General features: G+C 56.5%; 14 protein-coding genes. 9 read left to right on the forward strand and 5 right to left on the reverse strand.

The window, feature by feature from the left end; translation table 11 throughout:
* Positions 1-36 precede the first annotated feature (36 nt).
* Both MARLIPOL_RS05125 and MARLIPOL_RS05130 read right to left on the reverse strand, forming a co-directional pair.
* Positions 37-1026, reverse strand: a complete 990-nt coding sequence (locus MARLIPOL_RS05125) for a porin (RefSeq protein WP_012137029.1) — start codon at positions 1024-1026, stop codon at positions 37-39.
* Between the two features lie 195 nt (positions 1027-1221).
* Entirely contained in the window at positions 1222-1695 is a 474-nt protein-coding gene (locus MARLIPOL_RS05130) for a Dps family protein (protein ID WP_012137030.1), read from the reverse strand.
* A gap of 240 nt (positions 1696-1935) precedes the next feature.
* Here MARLIPOL_RS05130 and MARLIPOL_RS05135 point away from each other — a divergent pair, with 240 nt between their 5' ends.
* A complete protein-coding gene (locus tag MARLIPOL_RS05135) occupies positions 1936-2208 on the forward strand; it encodes a DUF2061 domain-containing protein (RefSeq protein ID WP_012137031.1) in 273 nt (90 codons plus the stop codon).
* Here MARLIPOL_RS05135 and MARLIPOL_RS05140 read toward each other — a convergent pair.
* The gene (locus tag MARLIPOL_RS05140; RefSeq protein ID WP_012137032.1) at positions 2174-3616 is read right to left on the reverse strand and encodes a dihydrolipoyl dehydrogenase; all 1443 of its coding nucleotides are present in this window, start codon (positions 3614-3616) and stop codon (positions 2174-2176) included. The genes MARLIPOL_RS05135 and MARLIPOL_RS05140 overlap by 35 nt on opposite strands.
* 150 nt (positions 3617-3766) lie before the next feature.
* On the opposite strand from MARLIPOL_RS05140, the gene MARLIPOL_RS05145 reads away from it, so the two are divergent.
* A complete protein-coding gene (locus MARLIPOL_RS05145) occupies positions 3767-4438 on the forward strand; it encodes a LysE family translocator (RefSeq protein ID WP_012137033.1) in 672 nt (223 codons plus the stop codon).
* Here the strand turns inward: MARLIPOL_RS05145 and MARLIPOL_RS05150 are convergent.
* On the reverse strand, positions 4383-5444 hold the full coding sequence (locus tag MARLIPOL_RS05150; RefSeq protein ID WP_012137034.1) for a 3-deoxy-7-phosphoheptulonate synthase: 1062 nt from the start codon (positions 5442-5444) through the stop codon (positions 4383-4385). The two genes, MARLIPOL_RS05145 and MARLIPOL_RS05150, sit on opposite strands and share 56 nt — an antisense overlap.
* Before the next feature lie 337 nt (positions 5445-5781).
* Here MARLIPOL_RS05150 and MARLIPOL_RS05155 point away from each other — a divergent pair, with 337 nt between their 5' ends.
* On the forward strand, positions 5782-6585 hold the full coding sequence (locus tag MARLIPOL_RS05155; RefSeq protein ID WP_228677571.1) for a secretin N-terminal domain-containing protein: 804 nt from the start codon (positions 5782-5784) through the stop codon (positions 6583-6585).
* Positions 6586-6588: 3 nt separating this feature from the next.
* Here MARLIPOL_RS05155 and MARLIPOL_RS05160 read toward each other — a convergent pair whose 3' ends face one another.
* On the reverse strand, positions 6589-7113 hold the full coding sequence (locus MARLIPOL_RS05160) for a DnaJ domain-containing protein (protein ID WP_012137037.1): 525 nt from the start codon (positions 7111-7113) through the stop codon (positions 6589-6591).
* A gap of 208 nt (positions 7114-7321) precedes the next feature.
* Here MARLIPOL_RS05160 and MARLIPOL_RS05165 point away from each other — a divergent pair, with 208 nt between their 5' ends.
* From MARLIPOL_RS05165 to MARLIPOL_RS05190, 6 genes are all read left to right on the forward strand, one after another.
* A complete protein-coding gene (locus MARLIPOL_RS05165) occupies positions 7322-8425 on the forward strand; it encodes an efflux RND transporter periplasmic adaptor subunit (RefSeq protein ID WP_012137038.1) in 1104 nt (367 codons plus the stop codon).
* Positions 8425-11508 (forward strand): efflux RND transporter permease subunit, encoded by a 3084-nt coding sequence (locus MARLIPOL_RS05170; protein ID WP_012137039.1) that lies wholly within the window; start codon positions 8425-8427, stop codon positions 11506-11508. Before MARLIPOL_RS05165 ends, MARLIPOL_RS05170 begins: the two co-directional genes overlap by 1 nt.
* A complete protein-coding gene (locus MARLIPOL_RS05175; protein ID WP_012137040.1) occupies positions 11505-11819 on the forward strand; it encodes a DUF3301 domain-containing protein in 315 nt (104 codons plus the stop codon). The genes MARLIPOL_RS05170 and MARLIPOL_RS05175 overlap by 4 nt, the downstream gene beginning before the upstream one ends.
* 119 nt (positions 11820-11938) lie before the next feature.
* Complete coding sequence (locus MARLIPOL_RS05180; RefSeq protein WP_012137041.1) at positions 11939-12679, forward strand: substrate-binding periplasmic protein; 741 nt, start codon at positions 11939-11941, stop codon at positions 12677-12679.
* Positions 12680-12778: 99 nt separating this feature from the next.
* A complete protein-coding gene (locus tag MARLIPOL_RS05185) occupies positions 12779-14074 on the forward strand; it encodes a pyridoxal phosphate-dependent aminotransferase (RefSeq protein WP_012137042.1) in 1296 nt (431 codons plus the stop codon).
* 55 nt (positions 14075-14129) lie between these two features.
* Positions 14130-14954 (forward strand): inositol monophosphatase family protein, encoded by an 825-nt coding sequence (locus MARLIPOL_RS05190; protein WP_012137043.1) that lies wholly within the window; start codon positions 14130-14132, stop codon positions 14952-14954.
* The last annotated feature ends 133 nt before the right edge of the window (positions 14955-15087 follow it).

The following is a 15087-nucleotide window of genomic DNA, read 5'->3' on the forward strand; positions in this document are numbered from 1 at the left end:
CACGATACTGCATTTCTTTACTTCAGCACTTCCGTATTACATAGAGAACTTGTGTTCAAAACCCACGCCGAAGGTGGTGTCTTCCTGATCACCCAGATCCTGCTCAACCTGGGCGAAATAGGCGTAGACCTTGCTCGACTTTGCCAGTTTGTAATCGGCACCAACGCCGATCAGGGTCAGCTCTTCATCTGAGAGGTCTGCTTTGGTCAGGCCGTACTGGGCTTTCAGTTTCACACGGTCGAACTTGACAGCACCGCTGATCAGATAGCTGTCTTCCTCGCCTTCACCATCTTCTTCTTCCGCCAACTGGTATAGGGCGCCAAACTCAAACATGTCGAGGCGAACCAGGCCAGTGGCACGAAGAATGTTCAACCTGCCATCCATGGTCGAATCTGCGACGAGCTCATCCTCAATCTCCGAATCATAGGCGAGGGCACCGTAAAACATGCCTTTATCGAATACGATGGAGCTGGATACGGCGTCGGCAACACCGTTCTCGTCGGTACCTTCTTCCTGGTCTTCACCCGGAATCAGAGCCACGTTCACGGACAACGCATCGGCAAAGCTGGGAGTACTGTATTGCACCATGTTGCTGGTGCGGTTCTCACCGGCCATGATGTTCTTGATGTCGCCCTGCAAGTCATTGAACTGGTCGACCTTGCCTTGAGAGACTTTAAGCGGTGTATCAAACTTACCTGCAATCAGTGTACCCATGGCGTCATGGGCAAAGCCGCCATAGATGTTGCGCTGGCTGAAGGTCTCACCGTCCTTGTCGCCATCATCAATCGAGATTTCGAATTCTGCCTTGTAGATCGCCTTGATCTGATTGAAATCAAGGTCCAGGTCACCTTTGACACCCAGGCGCGAAGCATTGCTCTGAAGCTTCCAGGTATCTTCTACATCATTGTCCTGATTTTCGTAAGACACGTTGGCCTTGCCATAAACGATAGGTCCTTTGTCAGCCATCGCAACGGAGGGCGCAACAACCATAGAACCAATAGCCAGAGCCAGCAATTGCTTTTTCATTCGTTTATTCTCCATCAGTGATCAGATTGATCGGTGTTGAATTTCGTGATCACACTATGGAGACGCTTCATTAACTATTTGTTAATAAAATATGGCAGTTTGGTGACTGTTACTGCACAGGAAGGGAAGGCGTACGAACCGGCAAAAAAATGGCGACCTCAGGGGCCGCCACCTTTTCAATGTACCGACAGCTGATTATTGACCGAGATAGCTGCGATACATCCAGACCGTTTTTTCCTGCTGAGAGATGTAATCGCTCATCAGCGCTACAGTCCCTTCATCATCGGCATCACCGGCAAGACTCAGCAGTTCACGTTGCTTGCGGATAAGCTTGGCGAAGCTTTCTACGATATTCTCCATGGCAACTTTGCCGTCCGAGACATCCTTACGCTCAGGCACTTCGGATTTCTCAATGTATGTGCTGTAGGCGTGTGACGGACGATGACCGAGTGTCAACACACGCTCGGCAATCTCGTCGATCTTCAACAGCAGGTCGTTGTACAACTCCTCAAACTTGACGTGAAGCTCAAAGAAATTGTCGCCCTTGATGTTCCAATGATACCCGCGAACATTCATATAGAAGATCTGGTAGTTCGACAACAGATCGTTCAGGGCGTTGGCGAGCTGCTCGGTTTTTTCCGTGTCCAGACCAATGAAATTCTTGCCCATAACATGCCTCCTTGACAGTTAATGAAGTAAATCTGGCTGGTAATGTAAGCCAAAAGACTGAAATCAGTGAAGTTTAGTCTCCCAATGTCTTCGATAGACATAGATTATCGACAAAGACATATTAAATCCCAAAAACTATTTATAGTCAGGCCCTATCAATAATTAATTAACAATTTATTTAACATTGATTCTCATTTGTCTTCAAATGGACTCATAAACACCTCACAAGCGGAGTTGATCATGAGTGCGCTCAAACTGTTTGTCCACGAGCACGGATCAAATGGCGACCATTCGCTGTTAAAGACGATCACCTTTGCCATCACCCATTTCATTGTGGCGTTCAGTGTGGCTTTTCTGCTGACCGGCGACCTTATCATCGGCAGTTTGATTGCCATGGTAGAGCCGGCTATCAACACCGTCGCCTACTTCTTTCATGAGAAGATCTGGGCGAGCCGCACCCAACACGCGCAACCAGTGGCTAGCCCCCGGGACCGCAGTCCATGCAGCGTGTAATAACCTCCGGGCCGATATTCAGGTTGCGGTTGAGTGCCCTCAACGCCGTTCTCACTCCCTCCTCGATAACCGGATGATAGAACGGCATATCCAGCATCTCATTCACCGTCATCCGGCGTTGGGCTGACCACGCCAGCAGGTGGCTGATGTGCTCAGCCGCGGGGCCAAACATTTCCGCACCAAGGAACTGGCCACTGCCCTGCTCACCATAGACCCGCAACAACCCTCGATTCCTGGCAATCACCCGGCTGCGTCCCTGATCCTCAAAAGATACCTCGCCAACGGCAAAACAGCCCTTGCAACGCTCGTCCACCTGATCGATGGTCAGCCCCACCGTTGCAATCTGCGGGTCAGTGAAAACCACCGCCAGCGGCGTGCGCCGCAGTCCCGCGCGGACATCCGGATAACGCCCGGCATTATCACCGGCAATTCGGCCCTCATCCGCGGCTTCATGGAGCAGCGGGGTGTCATTATTGGCGTCACCGGCAATAAAGATATGACTGTCGCCACACCTCATGGTGTACTGATTGAATAACGGCGCACCGCGCTCATCCAGCCCCAGCCCGGCGTTCTGGATATCCATTTGGTCCAGATTCGGTTTGCGCCCGGTGGCTGCCAGTATGAAATCAAAAGTTTCAGTCGCCTCGTCTTTGTGCTGATCCGCGAAGGTGATAGCAACCCCGTTGTCGGTGCAGACCACGGCTTTAACGTCTGCATCCGGGTCCAGCGGAAATTCCCGGTTGAAGGTTGTCAGGGCATAATCGCGGATTCGCTTATCGCGAATCGGGCCCACGGCGCCGCCAACACCGAACATGCGCACGCGAACACCCAGCCGGCTCAGCGCCTGCCCCAGCTCAAGACCGATGACCCCCGGCCCGAACACCGCAACCGACGCTGGCAATTCCGCCCACTCAAAGATGTCATCGTTAACGATCAGGCGGTCCTTGGCCTCTTTCAGGAAACCCGGAATATTGGGGCGGGATCCCGTCGCCAGAACAACCCGGTCCGCAACAACTTCAACCTTTTCATCGACGACCAGGCAATGAGCATCCACAAACCGGGCATGTCCCCAAAGCCGATGGGCCTCGGGCATCTCGTCGATGGTTTCCTGGACAAACCCGACAAAACGGTCACGCTCGCGGCGCACCCGCTCCAGAACGGCCTTGCCATCAATACGCACTTCTCCGGGATCAACACCAAAAACCGGTCCCTGAGTCATCCCGTAGGCGCTGTCCGCTGCGGCAATCAGCAACTTGCTGGGCATACAGCCGACACGGGCGCACGTAGTGCCATAGTGGGCACCCTCAATCAGTACCAGGTTGTCGGTGTGCTTTCGCGCCGCGCGATAGGCTCCCATACCGGCAGTGCCTGCCCCGATAATCGCGACGTCTACCTTGCGCCTATCCATCACTGACTCTCCCGCTCATTGTGATTCACGTGAGTATAGCCGCCAGAATTAGTTGCGTTTGACACAGGATATTTTCCTCGATCACTTATATCCTTGCGTCACCCGACATGCCTTTTCGATAACACCATGAGGTGGCGAGGAGAATAGAATATGCAGACCTATTGGGCCGAATTCCTGACTGTTGCTGTGGTTCACCTGCTGGCGGTCGCCAGCCCGGGACCAGACTTTGCGGTCATGCTCCGCCAGGCATTGTGTCAGAGTCGTCGCAACGCACTGCTCACCGCTTCCGGCATAGGCATTGGAATTCTTGTACACGTCACCTATTCACTGCTGGGGATTGGCCTTCTCATTCAACAGTCGTTGCTGTTGTTCACTATTCTCAAGATTATTGGCGCGCTGTATCTGACTTGGATAGCAGTGCAGTGCCTGAGATCCCGGGCAGGCGGCATTCATGTTGAAGCGGGCAATGCGACACCACAGGGCGGATTCTACGCGTTCAGACTCGGTTTCCTGACCAATGTATTGAACCCCAAGGCCACCCTGTTCTTCGTCTCGCTGTTTTCCGTGGTAATCAGTCCGGACACCCCCATCGCGCTGCAAACCACCTACGGCATTTATATGGCCGTAGCCACGGGCCTGTGGTTCGCGCTGGTCGCCAGCTTCTTCACCCTGACGAGGGTGCGACGCGGCTTTAACCGGTTCGGCCACTGGCTCGACCGGATGATGGGCGGTGTGCTGTTGCTTCTGGCCGGGCAACTGCTGTTTTCTACAGTGAGCGGATCAGAGCCTCCGTCTGGGCCCAGCCAATACACGGATCGGTAATGGAGCATCCGTATATGAGATCGGTGCCGTCGTTCTGGCGGCCCGGCTCCAGGAAGCTTTCCAGCATCAGGCCCCGAATGCAGTTGTTGCCGGCGGCTCGCTGGGCCACGACCTCCCGCGCAATATCCAGCTGACGATCCGCCTGCTTGCAGGCATTATCGTGACTGCAGTCCACCATGACAGCAGTGGACACGCCGGCGCCGGACAGTGACTCAATGGCCTGGCCAATGCTGTCGGCATCGTAGTTGGTAATGCCTCGCCCGCCCCTCAGGACCAGATGGGTATCCGGGTTGCCCTCGGTGGTGATCATGGCCGGGGCCCCCGTGCTGGCAATACCCATGTGGTGGTGCGGATGAGCGGCGGATTTCATGGCGTTGATCGCCACCGTTACGCCCCCGTCCGTGCCGTTCTTGAAGCCCACCGGCATCGGCAGACCGCTGACCAGCTCCCGGTGCACCTGGGATTCCGTGGTTCGCGCGCCAATCGCGCTCCAGCTGATCAGATCGCCGAGGTAATCCATCGCGAATGGACTGAGGGCTTCAGTCGCCAGCGGCAGACCGGATTCCGCCAGGTTCAATAGCAGCCGGCGTGACCGCACCAGCCCCTCGTTGAGGTTACCGGTTCCGGTGCGATCCGGGTCGTACAACAGTCCTTTCCAGCCCACGGTGGTTCTGGGCTTTTCCAGGTAGGCGCGCATCACGATCAGGAAGCGGTCACTGACAGACGCTGCGAGTTCCTGAAGCTTGTCTGCGTATTCCAGCGCGGCCACCTCATCGTGAATTGAGCACGGCCCGATCACAATCAGCGTGCGCGGGTCGTCACCGTTAAGCACCCGGCGGATATCGTCGCGATGGCGAAGTATCTGCTGTTCGATGTCTGGCGCCAGTGGCAGACGGGTCCTCAGCTCTGACGCTGTCGGAAGAATCTCTTCCCTGCGCTTGGGGGCAGTGGCACTCCCGGCGCTGGCCCGGTCACTCAGGGCGTCGATATTCAGAGGCATGTTCATGTCAGTTTTCCGTTTCCCTGTGTCAGAATCAAAAAAGCCCCGGCTGGGCTACCAGTCGGGGCTTTTTGAGTCCGGTGGCAGCCTGGGTTTTGCCGGGCTGCCTTCCTCGTAATTCAGTCGATGAAGATCTTATGGGCGGCCCTGGCTCTGGCTAAAATAAAAGCCATAACCAAACCACCAGAAAAACACAGCAGCGACCGAAGCTGTCGGTTTCGCACCGAAAGCTTTCAGAACATTCAATTGACAGATCGCGTGTGTAGTCTTCATGCTTTTCAATATATACCTCCGGTTTTCGGCTTTGCAACCCGCAAACCCGATTTTTATGGAAACTTTTGCCGTGACTGCGATAAAAACCGAACAGACGATCACCCGGAGTGTGCTGGCAATCGTGACCCTGTGGGTATCGGTCATCATTCCTCCATCCGCACTGGCGGCAGCTGAGGCCCGCACCTACCAGCTCAATAACCGCTCCTCTGAGCAAATTGCTGAGCAAATCAGAGCGTTGTACCCGGATGACCAGGTCGCCATTACCGCCAGGGGACAGCAGATGATCGTGCGCGGGGAGCCCGAGGTGTTGGACGAAATTGGTTCCCTGGTGCAAACCATGGACGTTGCCCCGGTACAGATGCGGATCACCGTGCGGTCCAGTAGCAACCTGGACGCCAAAAGTGGCGGTGGCGGCATTGCCGTGAACAATGGTCAGGCCCGCGCCACTATTGAACGCAAGGTCACTACCACGCGCCGCAACCAGGAACGCACCCTGGTGGTTCAGGATGGTCAGTCAGCCCATATCCATTCCGGACAGGTTCGAACCGTCCCCATCGCCATCCAGGGAGGGCGCAACCCTGCAGCGATCCTTGGGCAGATAGAGACACGCAGTGGCTTCCTGGTCAGCCCACAGGTTATTTCCGATCAGACCATTGAACTCAACATTGTCTCATTCGAGGAAGATCCGGCGGATGACATCCCCGGCTATGAAACCGAGGCCTTGATAACCATTCGCCGGGTGGAACCCGGGCAATGGGTCGAACTTGGCAGTACTCGAAGCAACCAGGCCAGCAACCACTCGGGCATTACCTATCAGGTTGGCGGCGACCAAAGGGAAAACCAGACCATTGAAGTTCGCGTAGAGCTGCTCTGACTCTTACGCAGCCCCTTTGCGCGATGCCAGTAAGGTCGCTTTTGCTTCATTGACCTGGGCAGCCAGGTAATCATTACCACCACGGTCGGGATGAATTTTCTGCATCAGTCGCCGGTGCGCCATGATCACCTCGTCGTCGGAACAGTCAGGAGCCACGCCGAGGATATCGCAGGCTTCACGCACGGACATCTCCCCTGTACCGCGCCGTTGCCCGGCACCGCCAGACCGGGCACCCCCAGCGCCGGCGCCATCATTGCCCGACGGTTGCTGTTGACGGTACATCCGGTTCATCATAGGCGCGAATTTCAACAACGCTGGCAGTTTTCGCAATAAAGGCACCAGCGCCGCCACGGCTGCCGTCAATACATGGACGCGTCCGGTCAGCACCATAAAGAGAAGCACAGCACCACCGACCACCAACACCATCTTCCAGGTGGCCGCCTTTTTCTTCTCCGCTGACAACGCTCCCCACTGCTTCAGTATGACAAATACTGCAGCCGCCAAGGCAATACCCAATATCCAATGCATAGTGTAATCCCTTACGGTTTACTACCGTAAAACTGGCACTCTACCGATGACAAAACACCCTGATTTTGTATAGGATGCTACGTTATTCTTTGCGATTAAGAGTCAATTACAAACTCTCCATTAAAGATAAGCAGGGACAATCGCCAACAGGCCTGACCGGCCACATTTGGCGATTTCCAAATGGACACTGATACCCAGGACCTGAATTATGCGCACGGCTTCCCGTTTCCTGATCGTCATTATCTTCCTTGGCGTAGTGCTTGGTGGCATTTTCGGCTACAAATTTTACCAGTTCGGTCAGCTTAAAGAGCAATTGTCACAGCCACAACCACCGGCACAGATTTCCACTACCCAGGCAAAAAGTGTCCGCTGGACACCCGCAGTCAAGGCCGTGGGGAGTGTTGAAGCCATTAATGGCATTGAAGTAGCCAATGAGGTTCCGGGTGTCATTGAACAAATTGGCTTTGAATCCGGCGATACCGTCTCCAAAGGCGATATCCTGATCCGCCTGGATGCCGCCATCGACGAAGCGGCGTTGCGGACTCGTCGTGCCGAAGCCCAACTGGCGGAACAGGAGTTCAAGCGGATATCCGACCTGCTTCCGAAACGCGCGGTATCACAATCCCAGTTCGACGAAGCCAAAGCGAATGTTGATGCTGCCCGCGCCCGGGTCAATGAAGCGGAAGCCCAGCTGAACAAGAAAGTGATTCGAGCTCCCTTCGATGGCACCCTCGGCCTTCGCATGGTGGACCAGGGCGAGTATATCCCCACCGGTACGCCGATTGTCGAAATCAACATGCTGAATCCCATCTATGTGGATTATACGTTGTCCGAGAAGGACCTTCCGAAGATCGCAACCGGCTATGACGTGACGGCTACGGTCGCCGCGATTCCGGGACAAACGTTCGACGGAAAGGTCAGCGCCATCAACACCTCGGTCAACCCTGAAACCCGGACCGTGCGAATTCGTGCCACGCTGGCGAATCCTGAAAATGCCCTGCGGCCCGGCATGTTCACCACCATCCTGACCAACCAACCGGAGGATCGCGACATTGTCACTGTGCCCCGGACCGCGATCTCCTATAACACGTACGGTGACTTTGTCTTCGTGGTGGAAGAGAACGAGGAAGGTGACTTGATCGTCAACCGCCGGACGGTTCAGACCGGCGAAATTCGTGACGGCCGTGTTGCTGTGGAAGCTGGCCTGAAAGTGGGCGAAGAAGTGGTCGCCAAGGGCCTGCTGAGACTCCGCGCCGGACAACGGGTGGAAGTGCAGAAAAGCGATAACAAGCCGGCGGAGGCGTCAGAATAATGCGTTTCACCGACATATTCATCCACCGCCCCGTCCTGGCGACGGTGGTCAGCCTGCTGATCCTGCTGCTCGGTGCCAGGGCGGCCATGGAAATGGAAATTCGCCAGTATCCCGAACTGGAGAGCACCACCGTTACCGTGACCACCGCCTATCCTGGTGCCAGTTCGGACCTGGTTAAGGGCTTTATCACCACCCCGCTGCAACAGGCCATGGCCGAAGCCAGCGGCATAGACTATCTGACCTCCACCAGCTCTCAGGGCCGCTCCACCATCGAAGCCAAGATGGTGCTGAACTACGATGCCAACGCGGCACTGGCGGAGATCCAGGCCAAGGTAGCCAGTCAGAGGAACGTGCTGCCGGCAGACGCCCAGGACCCGGTGATTTCCTCCACCACCGGCGACTCAACGGCGCTGATGTACATTGCTTTCTACGGCAATGAACTGAAAGTGCCACAGATTACGGATTACCTGACACGGGTCGTCCAGCCAAAACTCCAGGCTTTGTCCGGCGTTGGCAAGGCGGACCTGCTGGGACGTAAATTTGCCTTGCGCGCCTGGCTTGACCCGGAGCGACTATCCGCGGTCGACATGACGCCTCAGGAAGTGGTCCAGGTCCTGTTACAAAACAATTACCAGGCTGCCGTGGGTAACACCGAAGGCAAATACACCAAGATCAGCATGACCAGCGACACCGACGTGGGAGACCCGAACCAGTTCCGGGAACTGGTGGTCAAGGAATCCGATGGCTCGCTGATCCGGTTAAAGGACATTGCCCGGGTAGAACTGGGATCAGAAACCTATGACCAACTGGCGCTCTACAAGGGCCAGCCCGCGACCTACGTCGCCATTGAACTGTCTCCAGGGGCCAACCCGCTGACGGTTGCCGAGCTGGTAAAAAACGAGCTGCCAGATATCGAGAGCCAGTTGCCCTCCGGCCTCAATGTCCGACTGGCCTACGATGCCTCTGACTTTATTGACAGCTCCATCAACGAAGTTATCCAGACTCTCCTGGAAGCAATACTCATCGTACTGGTTGTCGTATTCTTGTGCCTGGGTTCGATCCGCGCCGCAGTGGTACCGTCCGTTGCTGTGCCCCTGTCGCTGATCGGCGGTGCCTTCGTCATGCTGATGATGGGATTCTCGCTAAACCTGCTGACGCTGCTGTCCATGGTGCTTGCCATCGGCCTGGTGGTGGACGACGCCATTATCATGGTGGAGAACGTGCATCGTCACATCGAACAGGGGGAATCCCGGTTTGACGCCGCCATCAACGGTGCCCGGGAAATGGCCGTACCCATCATCGCCATGACCACCACACTGGTGGCCGTCTATGCGCCCATCGGTTTCATGGGCGGGCTGGTTGGTTCGCTGTTCACCGAGTTTGCCTTCACCCTGGCGGGCACTGTGGTGATTTCAGGCATTGTCGCACTGACACTTTCACCCATGCTGTCTGGAAAGATCCTCAAACCCCATGGCAATCCTGGACGCTTCGAGAAACTGGTGGAGCACACATTCAACGGGCTCGCCAATGGGTATAAAAGGGCGTTGAGTTCCCTCATGGCAACCAAGTCCGTTGTGATCTTCTTTGCCCTGGTGGTGCTGGCCTCCATTTACTTCATGGCCATGATGAGCCAGAGCGAACTGGCCCCCACCGAGGACCAGGGCATCCTGTTCTATCAGGGACTAGCGCCCCAGACGGCAACCCTGGACTACCTGGAGGAACACGGGGACGAAGTGCTGGAACACATGGAACAGGTTCCCGGCTACAACGAAGACTTCATGATTTTGGGAATTACAGCGCCCAACGCTGTCTTCGGCGGGTTCAAGATGGCGCCCTGGGAAGACCGCGAGGTCAGCCAGTTTGAAGTACAGCCTCAGCTAGATGGAGCACTCAAGCAAGTCACCGGATTGCAGACAGCGGTGTTTCCGCGGCCATCCTTGCCCGGTTCCGGTGGCGGTCTGCCGTTCCAGTTTGTCATTACCACCGGGGAAGACTACGAACGCCTTAACGACGTTGCCAATGAAATGCTCAACAAGGCAATGGCCAGTGGCAACTTCATGTTCCTGCAAAAATCCATCGACTTTGATCGACCGATAACCCGTATCAAAGTCGACCGTGACCGGGTCGCGGACCTGGGACTGTCAATGCAGGACGTGGGGCAAGCGATGTCCAGCATGCTCGGCGGCGGTTACATCAACCGATTCAACATGGAAGGTCGCTCCTATCAGGTAATCCCGCAAGTCGAAAGGGATTTCCGCATGGATTCGGACGCACTCAATGACTATTACATCCGGGCCGATAACGGCCAGTTGGTCCCTCTCGGCAGCGTGATCAGCTTTGAGCACGATGTGGAACCTTCCCAACGCACCCAGTTCAACCAGTTGAACTCGCTGACACTGCAGGGCGTCGTGATGCCCGGAGTTACCGTGGGGGATGCCATGGCGTTCATGGAATCCACCGCGGAGGAGACATTCCCCCTGGGCTTCACCTTCGATTACACCGGACAATCCCGACAGTTCGCCAACCAGGGCAGCGCACTGGTCGTGACCTTCTTCCTGTCGCTGCTGGTGATCTACCTGGTGCTCGCCGCCCAGTTCGAAAGCTGGCGTGATCCGTTCATCATCCTGGTCTCGGTGCCCATGTCCGTGGCCGGCGCCATGGCGTTCATTGTGCTGGGCTTCGCCACCATGAACATCTACACCCAGGTCGGGCTGATCACCCTGATCGGTGTAGTATCCAAAAACGGTATCCTGATTGTAGAGTTCGCCAACTCCCTCCAGGTCGACCGGGGGCTGAGCAAGCGGGAGGCAGTGATCGAAGCAGCAGCTATCCGGTTACGGCCCATCATCATGACGTCACTGGCGCTGATCTTTGCCATGGTGCCGCTGTTGATCGCGATTGGCCCTGGCGCGGAAAGCCGCTTTGCTATTGGCCTGACCATAAGCGCCGGCCTTGGAATCGGCACCCTGTTCACCGTTTTCGTGTTGCCGGCCTTCTACATACTGCTGGCCCGGGACCATCACGGCTCTGCCGCAGAAGAATACGGTAATGGGGACAGTGACAAGGCGGTCCCGGCACAGTGACCCTGGGAACGCTGTTCTGGCTGTTTGTTGCGGGGTTCGCTATCTGGTACTGGTGGCGAGCCAAGGCAATCAAGGACTTCGTCCTGCAGGCAGCCAGGAACTACTGCAAGAAAATGGATGTCATGTTGCTGGATGACGCCGTCTACCTGCGAGGGCTGTGGTTCAAGCGCGATGAGACAGGCAAACTGCGGGTTTGGCGGCGCTTCCTGTTCGATTTCACATCCACCGGAGAGGAAAGATACGTGGGCAGGGTTATCATGCTTGGCCCACGTATACTGCATATGGAGCTGGACCCACACCGACTCAACTGAGCCAACTTAACCTTACTGCTGTTCCTCTATCCCCCGGGCTCGTGCAGAAGAGGCTCATCAGGACTATACTGGCACCGTCGGTAATCCATACACCCACGACCCGGGAACCAACACACCCCATGCTGCTGCGATTGACCTCCGGATTGCTGTTTCTGGTGATTTCCTGTTCCACCCTGGCCGCCCCGCCGATTCTTCGTGTAACCACATCTGAGTACCCGCCATTCGAATACCTGGAGGACGGAGCGCTGATCGGTGATGATGCAACAACCGTTAGAGCAGTCCTTGACCGCATGGGAATGGAACCGGTCTTTATTATCGTTCCCTGGAGAAGGGCTGAAGCCTGGGCCAGAAATGGCTACTCAGATATGATATTTTCCCTCACCCACTCGGCAGAGAGGGAACACTATTATCATTTCACGGCCCCGATTAACACCGCGAGGGATGTGTTCTTCGCGCGCGAAGACAGCAACATCAGATGGCAGACGCTGGATGACCTGGAAGGCTTGCGGGTGGGGTTGTCGTCATCTTACAGCTATGCTCCCGAATTCATGAACTGGCTGGAAGCCGCCGACATCGAAGTTATAAAAATCAGCCAACAAAAGCCAGACCTTACCGGTCTGCGCATGGTGGCCTACAACCGGATCGACGTGTTCATCTGCGAACAGTCCGTGTGTCAATTTCTGCTTGAGAAACACCAACCGGACTATCCCGAGATAGAGAGCATTGAAGCCGTGCCGGGAATGATCGGTAACGAGCGCGCATTCCGGGCGGCCTTCTCCCGCAAACATCCCGACGGCGAACAGCTCAGGGACAGCTTCAACCAGGCACTGGCTGAGCTAAAACGGGAAACCAATGAGTGAACCGCGCCCTCTTCGGCAATCACCTACCAATCACTTTCCCACAGATATCCCAAGGTTTCCTATACTGCCAGTGTCACCCTCAACCTACAGATCGGGACCATGGACATTCAGACGGATCACCGCTACGCCATTAACCTCAATGTGCGAGGCATTCAGCCCTCCGCCACCCTGCGCATCAATGAGCTGAGCAACCAGCTCCGCTCCGAGGGCCGGGACATCATCAAACTGGGTCTGGGGCAATCACCGTTCCCGGTACCAGATCGTGTAGTGAAAGCACTGCGGGACCACGCCCATGAAAAGGATTATCTCCCGGTCAAGGGTCTGAAAGCCCTGCGTGAGTCAATTGCCGGCTACATTAACCGCAGTGAGCGCATGCGCTGTACCTGGGAAGATGTTCTGATCGGACCGGGGTCCAAAGAACTGCTGTTTATCCTGCAACTGGCCTACTACGGTGACCTGCTGATTCCCCGCCCCAGTTGGGTCTCTTACGCCCCTCAGGCCCGCATCATTGGTCGCTCGGTTCACTGGTTGCCGACACACGGGGAAAACAACTGGCAATTAACTGCCGAGGAACTGGACATTATCTGTCGCGACGATCCATCCCGACCGCGTATCCTGATCCTGAACTACCCGTCCAACCCCACCGGCTGCACGTACACCGACGATCAGTTACTGGCCATCGCTAACGTGGCACGGAAATACAAACTGATCCTGCTGTCGGATGAAATCTACGGCGAGGTGCATTTCGAGGGCAAGCACAAATCCATCGCTCGCTACTACCCCGAGGGCACGATTATCAGCACCGGCCTGAGTAAATGGGCTGGTGCCGGCGGCTGGCGGTTGGGGACATTCATCTTCCCGCCGGAATTGAGGCCGCTGCAGGATGCCATGGCCATCATCGCCAGCGAAACCTACACCGCCACCAGCGCCCCCATCCAGTACGCCGCCATTTCTGCATTCAACGGTGGCGACGATATGGACGAATACCTCAAGCAGTCACGGCGGGTGCTGAAGGTTGTAGGTGAGTACATGCATCGACGGCTGAGCGAGGTGGGTGCGGTAGTGCAGAAGCCCGAAGGGGCGTTCTATCTGTTCCCCGATTTCAGCAACTTCCGTGACGCCCTGGCCGATAAGGATATCAAGACCAGCCAGGCGCTCTGCCAGGCATTGCTGGAGAATACCGGCGTGGCCATCCTGCCCGCCAGTGATTTCGGTTTCGTGCCGGATCATCTGGGGGCGCGACTGGCGTTCGTGGATTTCGACGGGGCGGGCGCGCTGAAACTGGCCGGCGGAGACTATGCCGGGCAGGATCTGGACGATGCTTTCGTCCAACAGGCCTGCCCACGACTGGTGCTGGCCATGGACAAGATGGAAAACTGGTTAAAGAGCCTGTGATCCCATCGTGATAGACTGGCGCCCTCTCTTTTCATGAGCCAGCCAAGGGGGCGCCATGTCCGATTCTGCTTCACTCCGAGACATCACCGATTTTGCCCAGGCACTCGCGCTGGAAGCCGGCGAGTTGATTCGTCGCGAGCGCGACAATAACACCCTGCGCACCGACTACAAACAGCAAACCGAGCTGGTGACCCACGCGGATCTCATGGCCGATGAGTTCATCACGGGCGCCATTCGCAAACGCTTTCCTGAGCACCGCATCCTCTCCGAAGAATCCATGCCGGACCTGAGCCAGGCGGAGGAACTGGAGACACCGCTGTGGATCGTCGACCCCATCGACGGCACCGTGAACTACGCCTACGGACACCCCCAGGTCGCGGTCTCCATTGCCTACGCCGAAAAAGGCCGTGTTCAGGCCGGCGTGGTTCATGCTCCGTTTCCTGGCGAAACCTTCCGCGCCACCAAGGGCGAAGGGGCCACTCTCAATGGCAAACCGATCAAACACAGCGGTGCCACGGTACCCCGCGACTCCCTGTTCGCCACCGGCTTCCCCTACACCAAGGACAACCTGGAACCTTTGGTAAAACGTCTGGATGCGATGATCCACAACTGCCGCGACCTGCGCCGCATCGGTTCCGCCGCCCTCGACATCTGTTGGGTCGCCTGCGGCCGCCTGGACATCTACTACGAAAACGTCAGCCCCTGGGACTTCGCTGCCGCCCGCCTCATCGCCCTGGAAGCCGGTGCCACCGCCGGCCACTTCGGCGATGTTCCCGCCGGCTATCCCGCTGACCTCTATGGCCGCGATATCCTGATCTCTGCACCGGCGATCTGGGAGCCTGTTCGCCAGATTCTGCGTTCTGCCTCGGGGTATGACTAAGTGCATGACTGGAACTCCGAGGTCTATCGGGTAGCCTGCCAATGATGGTGCCAGGTCAGGGTGGGCCTCCCCTTCACAGAACCGCTACAAGCACATCCATGTGCGCTTCGTTCCGGCCATCCATGGCCTCCAA

Source organism: Marinobacter lipolyticus SM19 (assembly GCF_000397065.2).
Taxonomy (GTDB): Bacteria; Pseudomonadota; Gammaproteobacteria; order Pseudomonadales; family Oleiphilaceae; genus Marinobacter; species Marinobacter lipolyticus.

What these genes read in the sequence shown, in the direction of transcription:
- MARLIPOL_RS05150 (WP_012137034.1), bottom strand. Translation starts at nt 5,444, where the DNA reads ATGAACATGCCTCTGAATATCGACGCCCTGAGTGACCGGGCCAGCGCC.
- MARLIPOL_RS05160 (WP_012137037.1), bottom strand. Translation starts at nt 7,113, where the DNA reads ATGCATTGGATATTGGGTATTGCCTTGGCGGCTGCAGTATTTGTCATA.
- MARLIPOL_RS05140 (WP_012137032.1), bottom strand. Translation starts at nt 3,616, where the DNA reads ATGGATAGGCGCAAGGTAGACGTCGCGATTATCGGGGCAGGCACTGCC.
- MARLIPOL_RS05170 (WP_012137039.1), top strand. Translation starts at nt 8,425, where the DNA reads ATGCGTTTCACCGACATATTCATCCACCGCCCCGTCCTGGCGACGGTG.
- MARLIPOL_RS05190 (WP_012137043.1), top strand. Translation starts at nt 14,130, where the DNA reads ATGTCCGATTCTGCTTCACTCCGAGACATCACCGATTTTGCCCAGGCA.
- MARLIPOL_RS05180 (WP_012137041.1), top strand. Translation starts at nt 11,939, where the DNA reads ATGCTGCTGCGATTGACCTCCGGATTGCTGTTTCTGGTGATTTCCTGT.
- MARLIPOL_RS05125 (WP_012137029.1), bottom strand. Translation starts at nt 1,026, where the DNA reads ATGAAAAAGCAATTGCTGGCTCTGGCTATTGGTTCTATGGTTGTTGCG.
- MARLIPOL_RS05185 (WP_012137042.1), top strand. Translation starts at nt 12,779, where the DNA reads ATGGACATTCAGACGGATCACCGCTACGCCATTAACCTCAATGTGCGA.
- MARLIPOL_RS05145 (WP_012137033.1), top strand. Translation starts at nt 3,767, where the DNA reads ATGCAGACCTATTGGGCCGAATTCCTGACTGTTGCTGTGGTTCACCTG.
- MARLIPOL_RS05135 (WP_012137031.1), top strand. Translation starts at nt 1,936, where the DNA reads ATGAGTGCGCTCAAACTGTTTGTCCACGAGCACGGATCAAATGGCGAC.
- MARLIPOL_RS05165 (WP_012137038.1), top strand. Translation starts at nt 7,322, where the DNA reads ATGCGCACGGCTTCCCGTTTCCTGATCGTCATTATCTTCCTTGGCGTA.
- MARLIPOL_RS05130 (WP_012137030.1), bottom strand. Translation starts at nt 1,695, where the DNA reads ATGGGCAAGAATTTCATTGGTCTGGACACGGAAAAAACCGAGCAGCTC.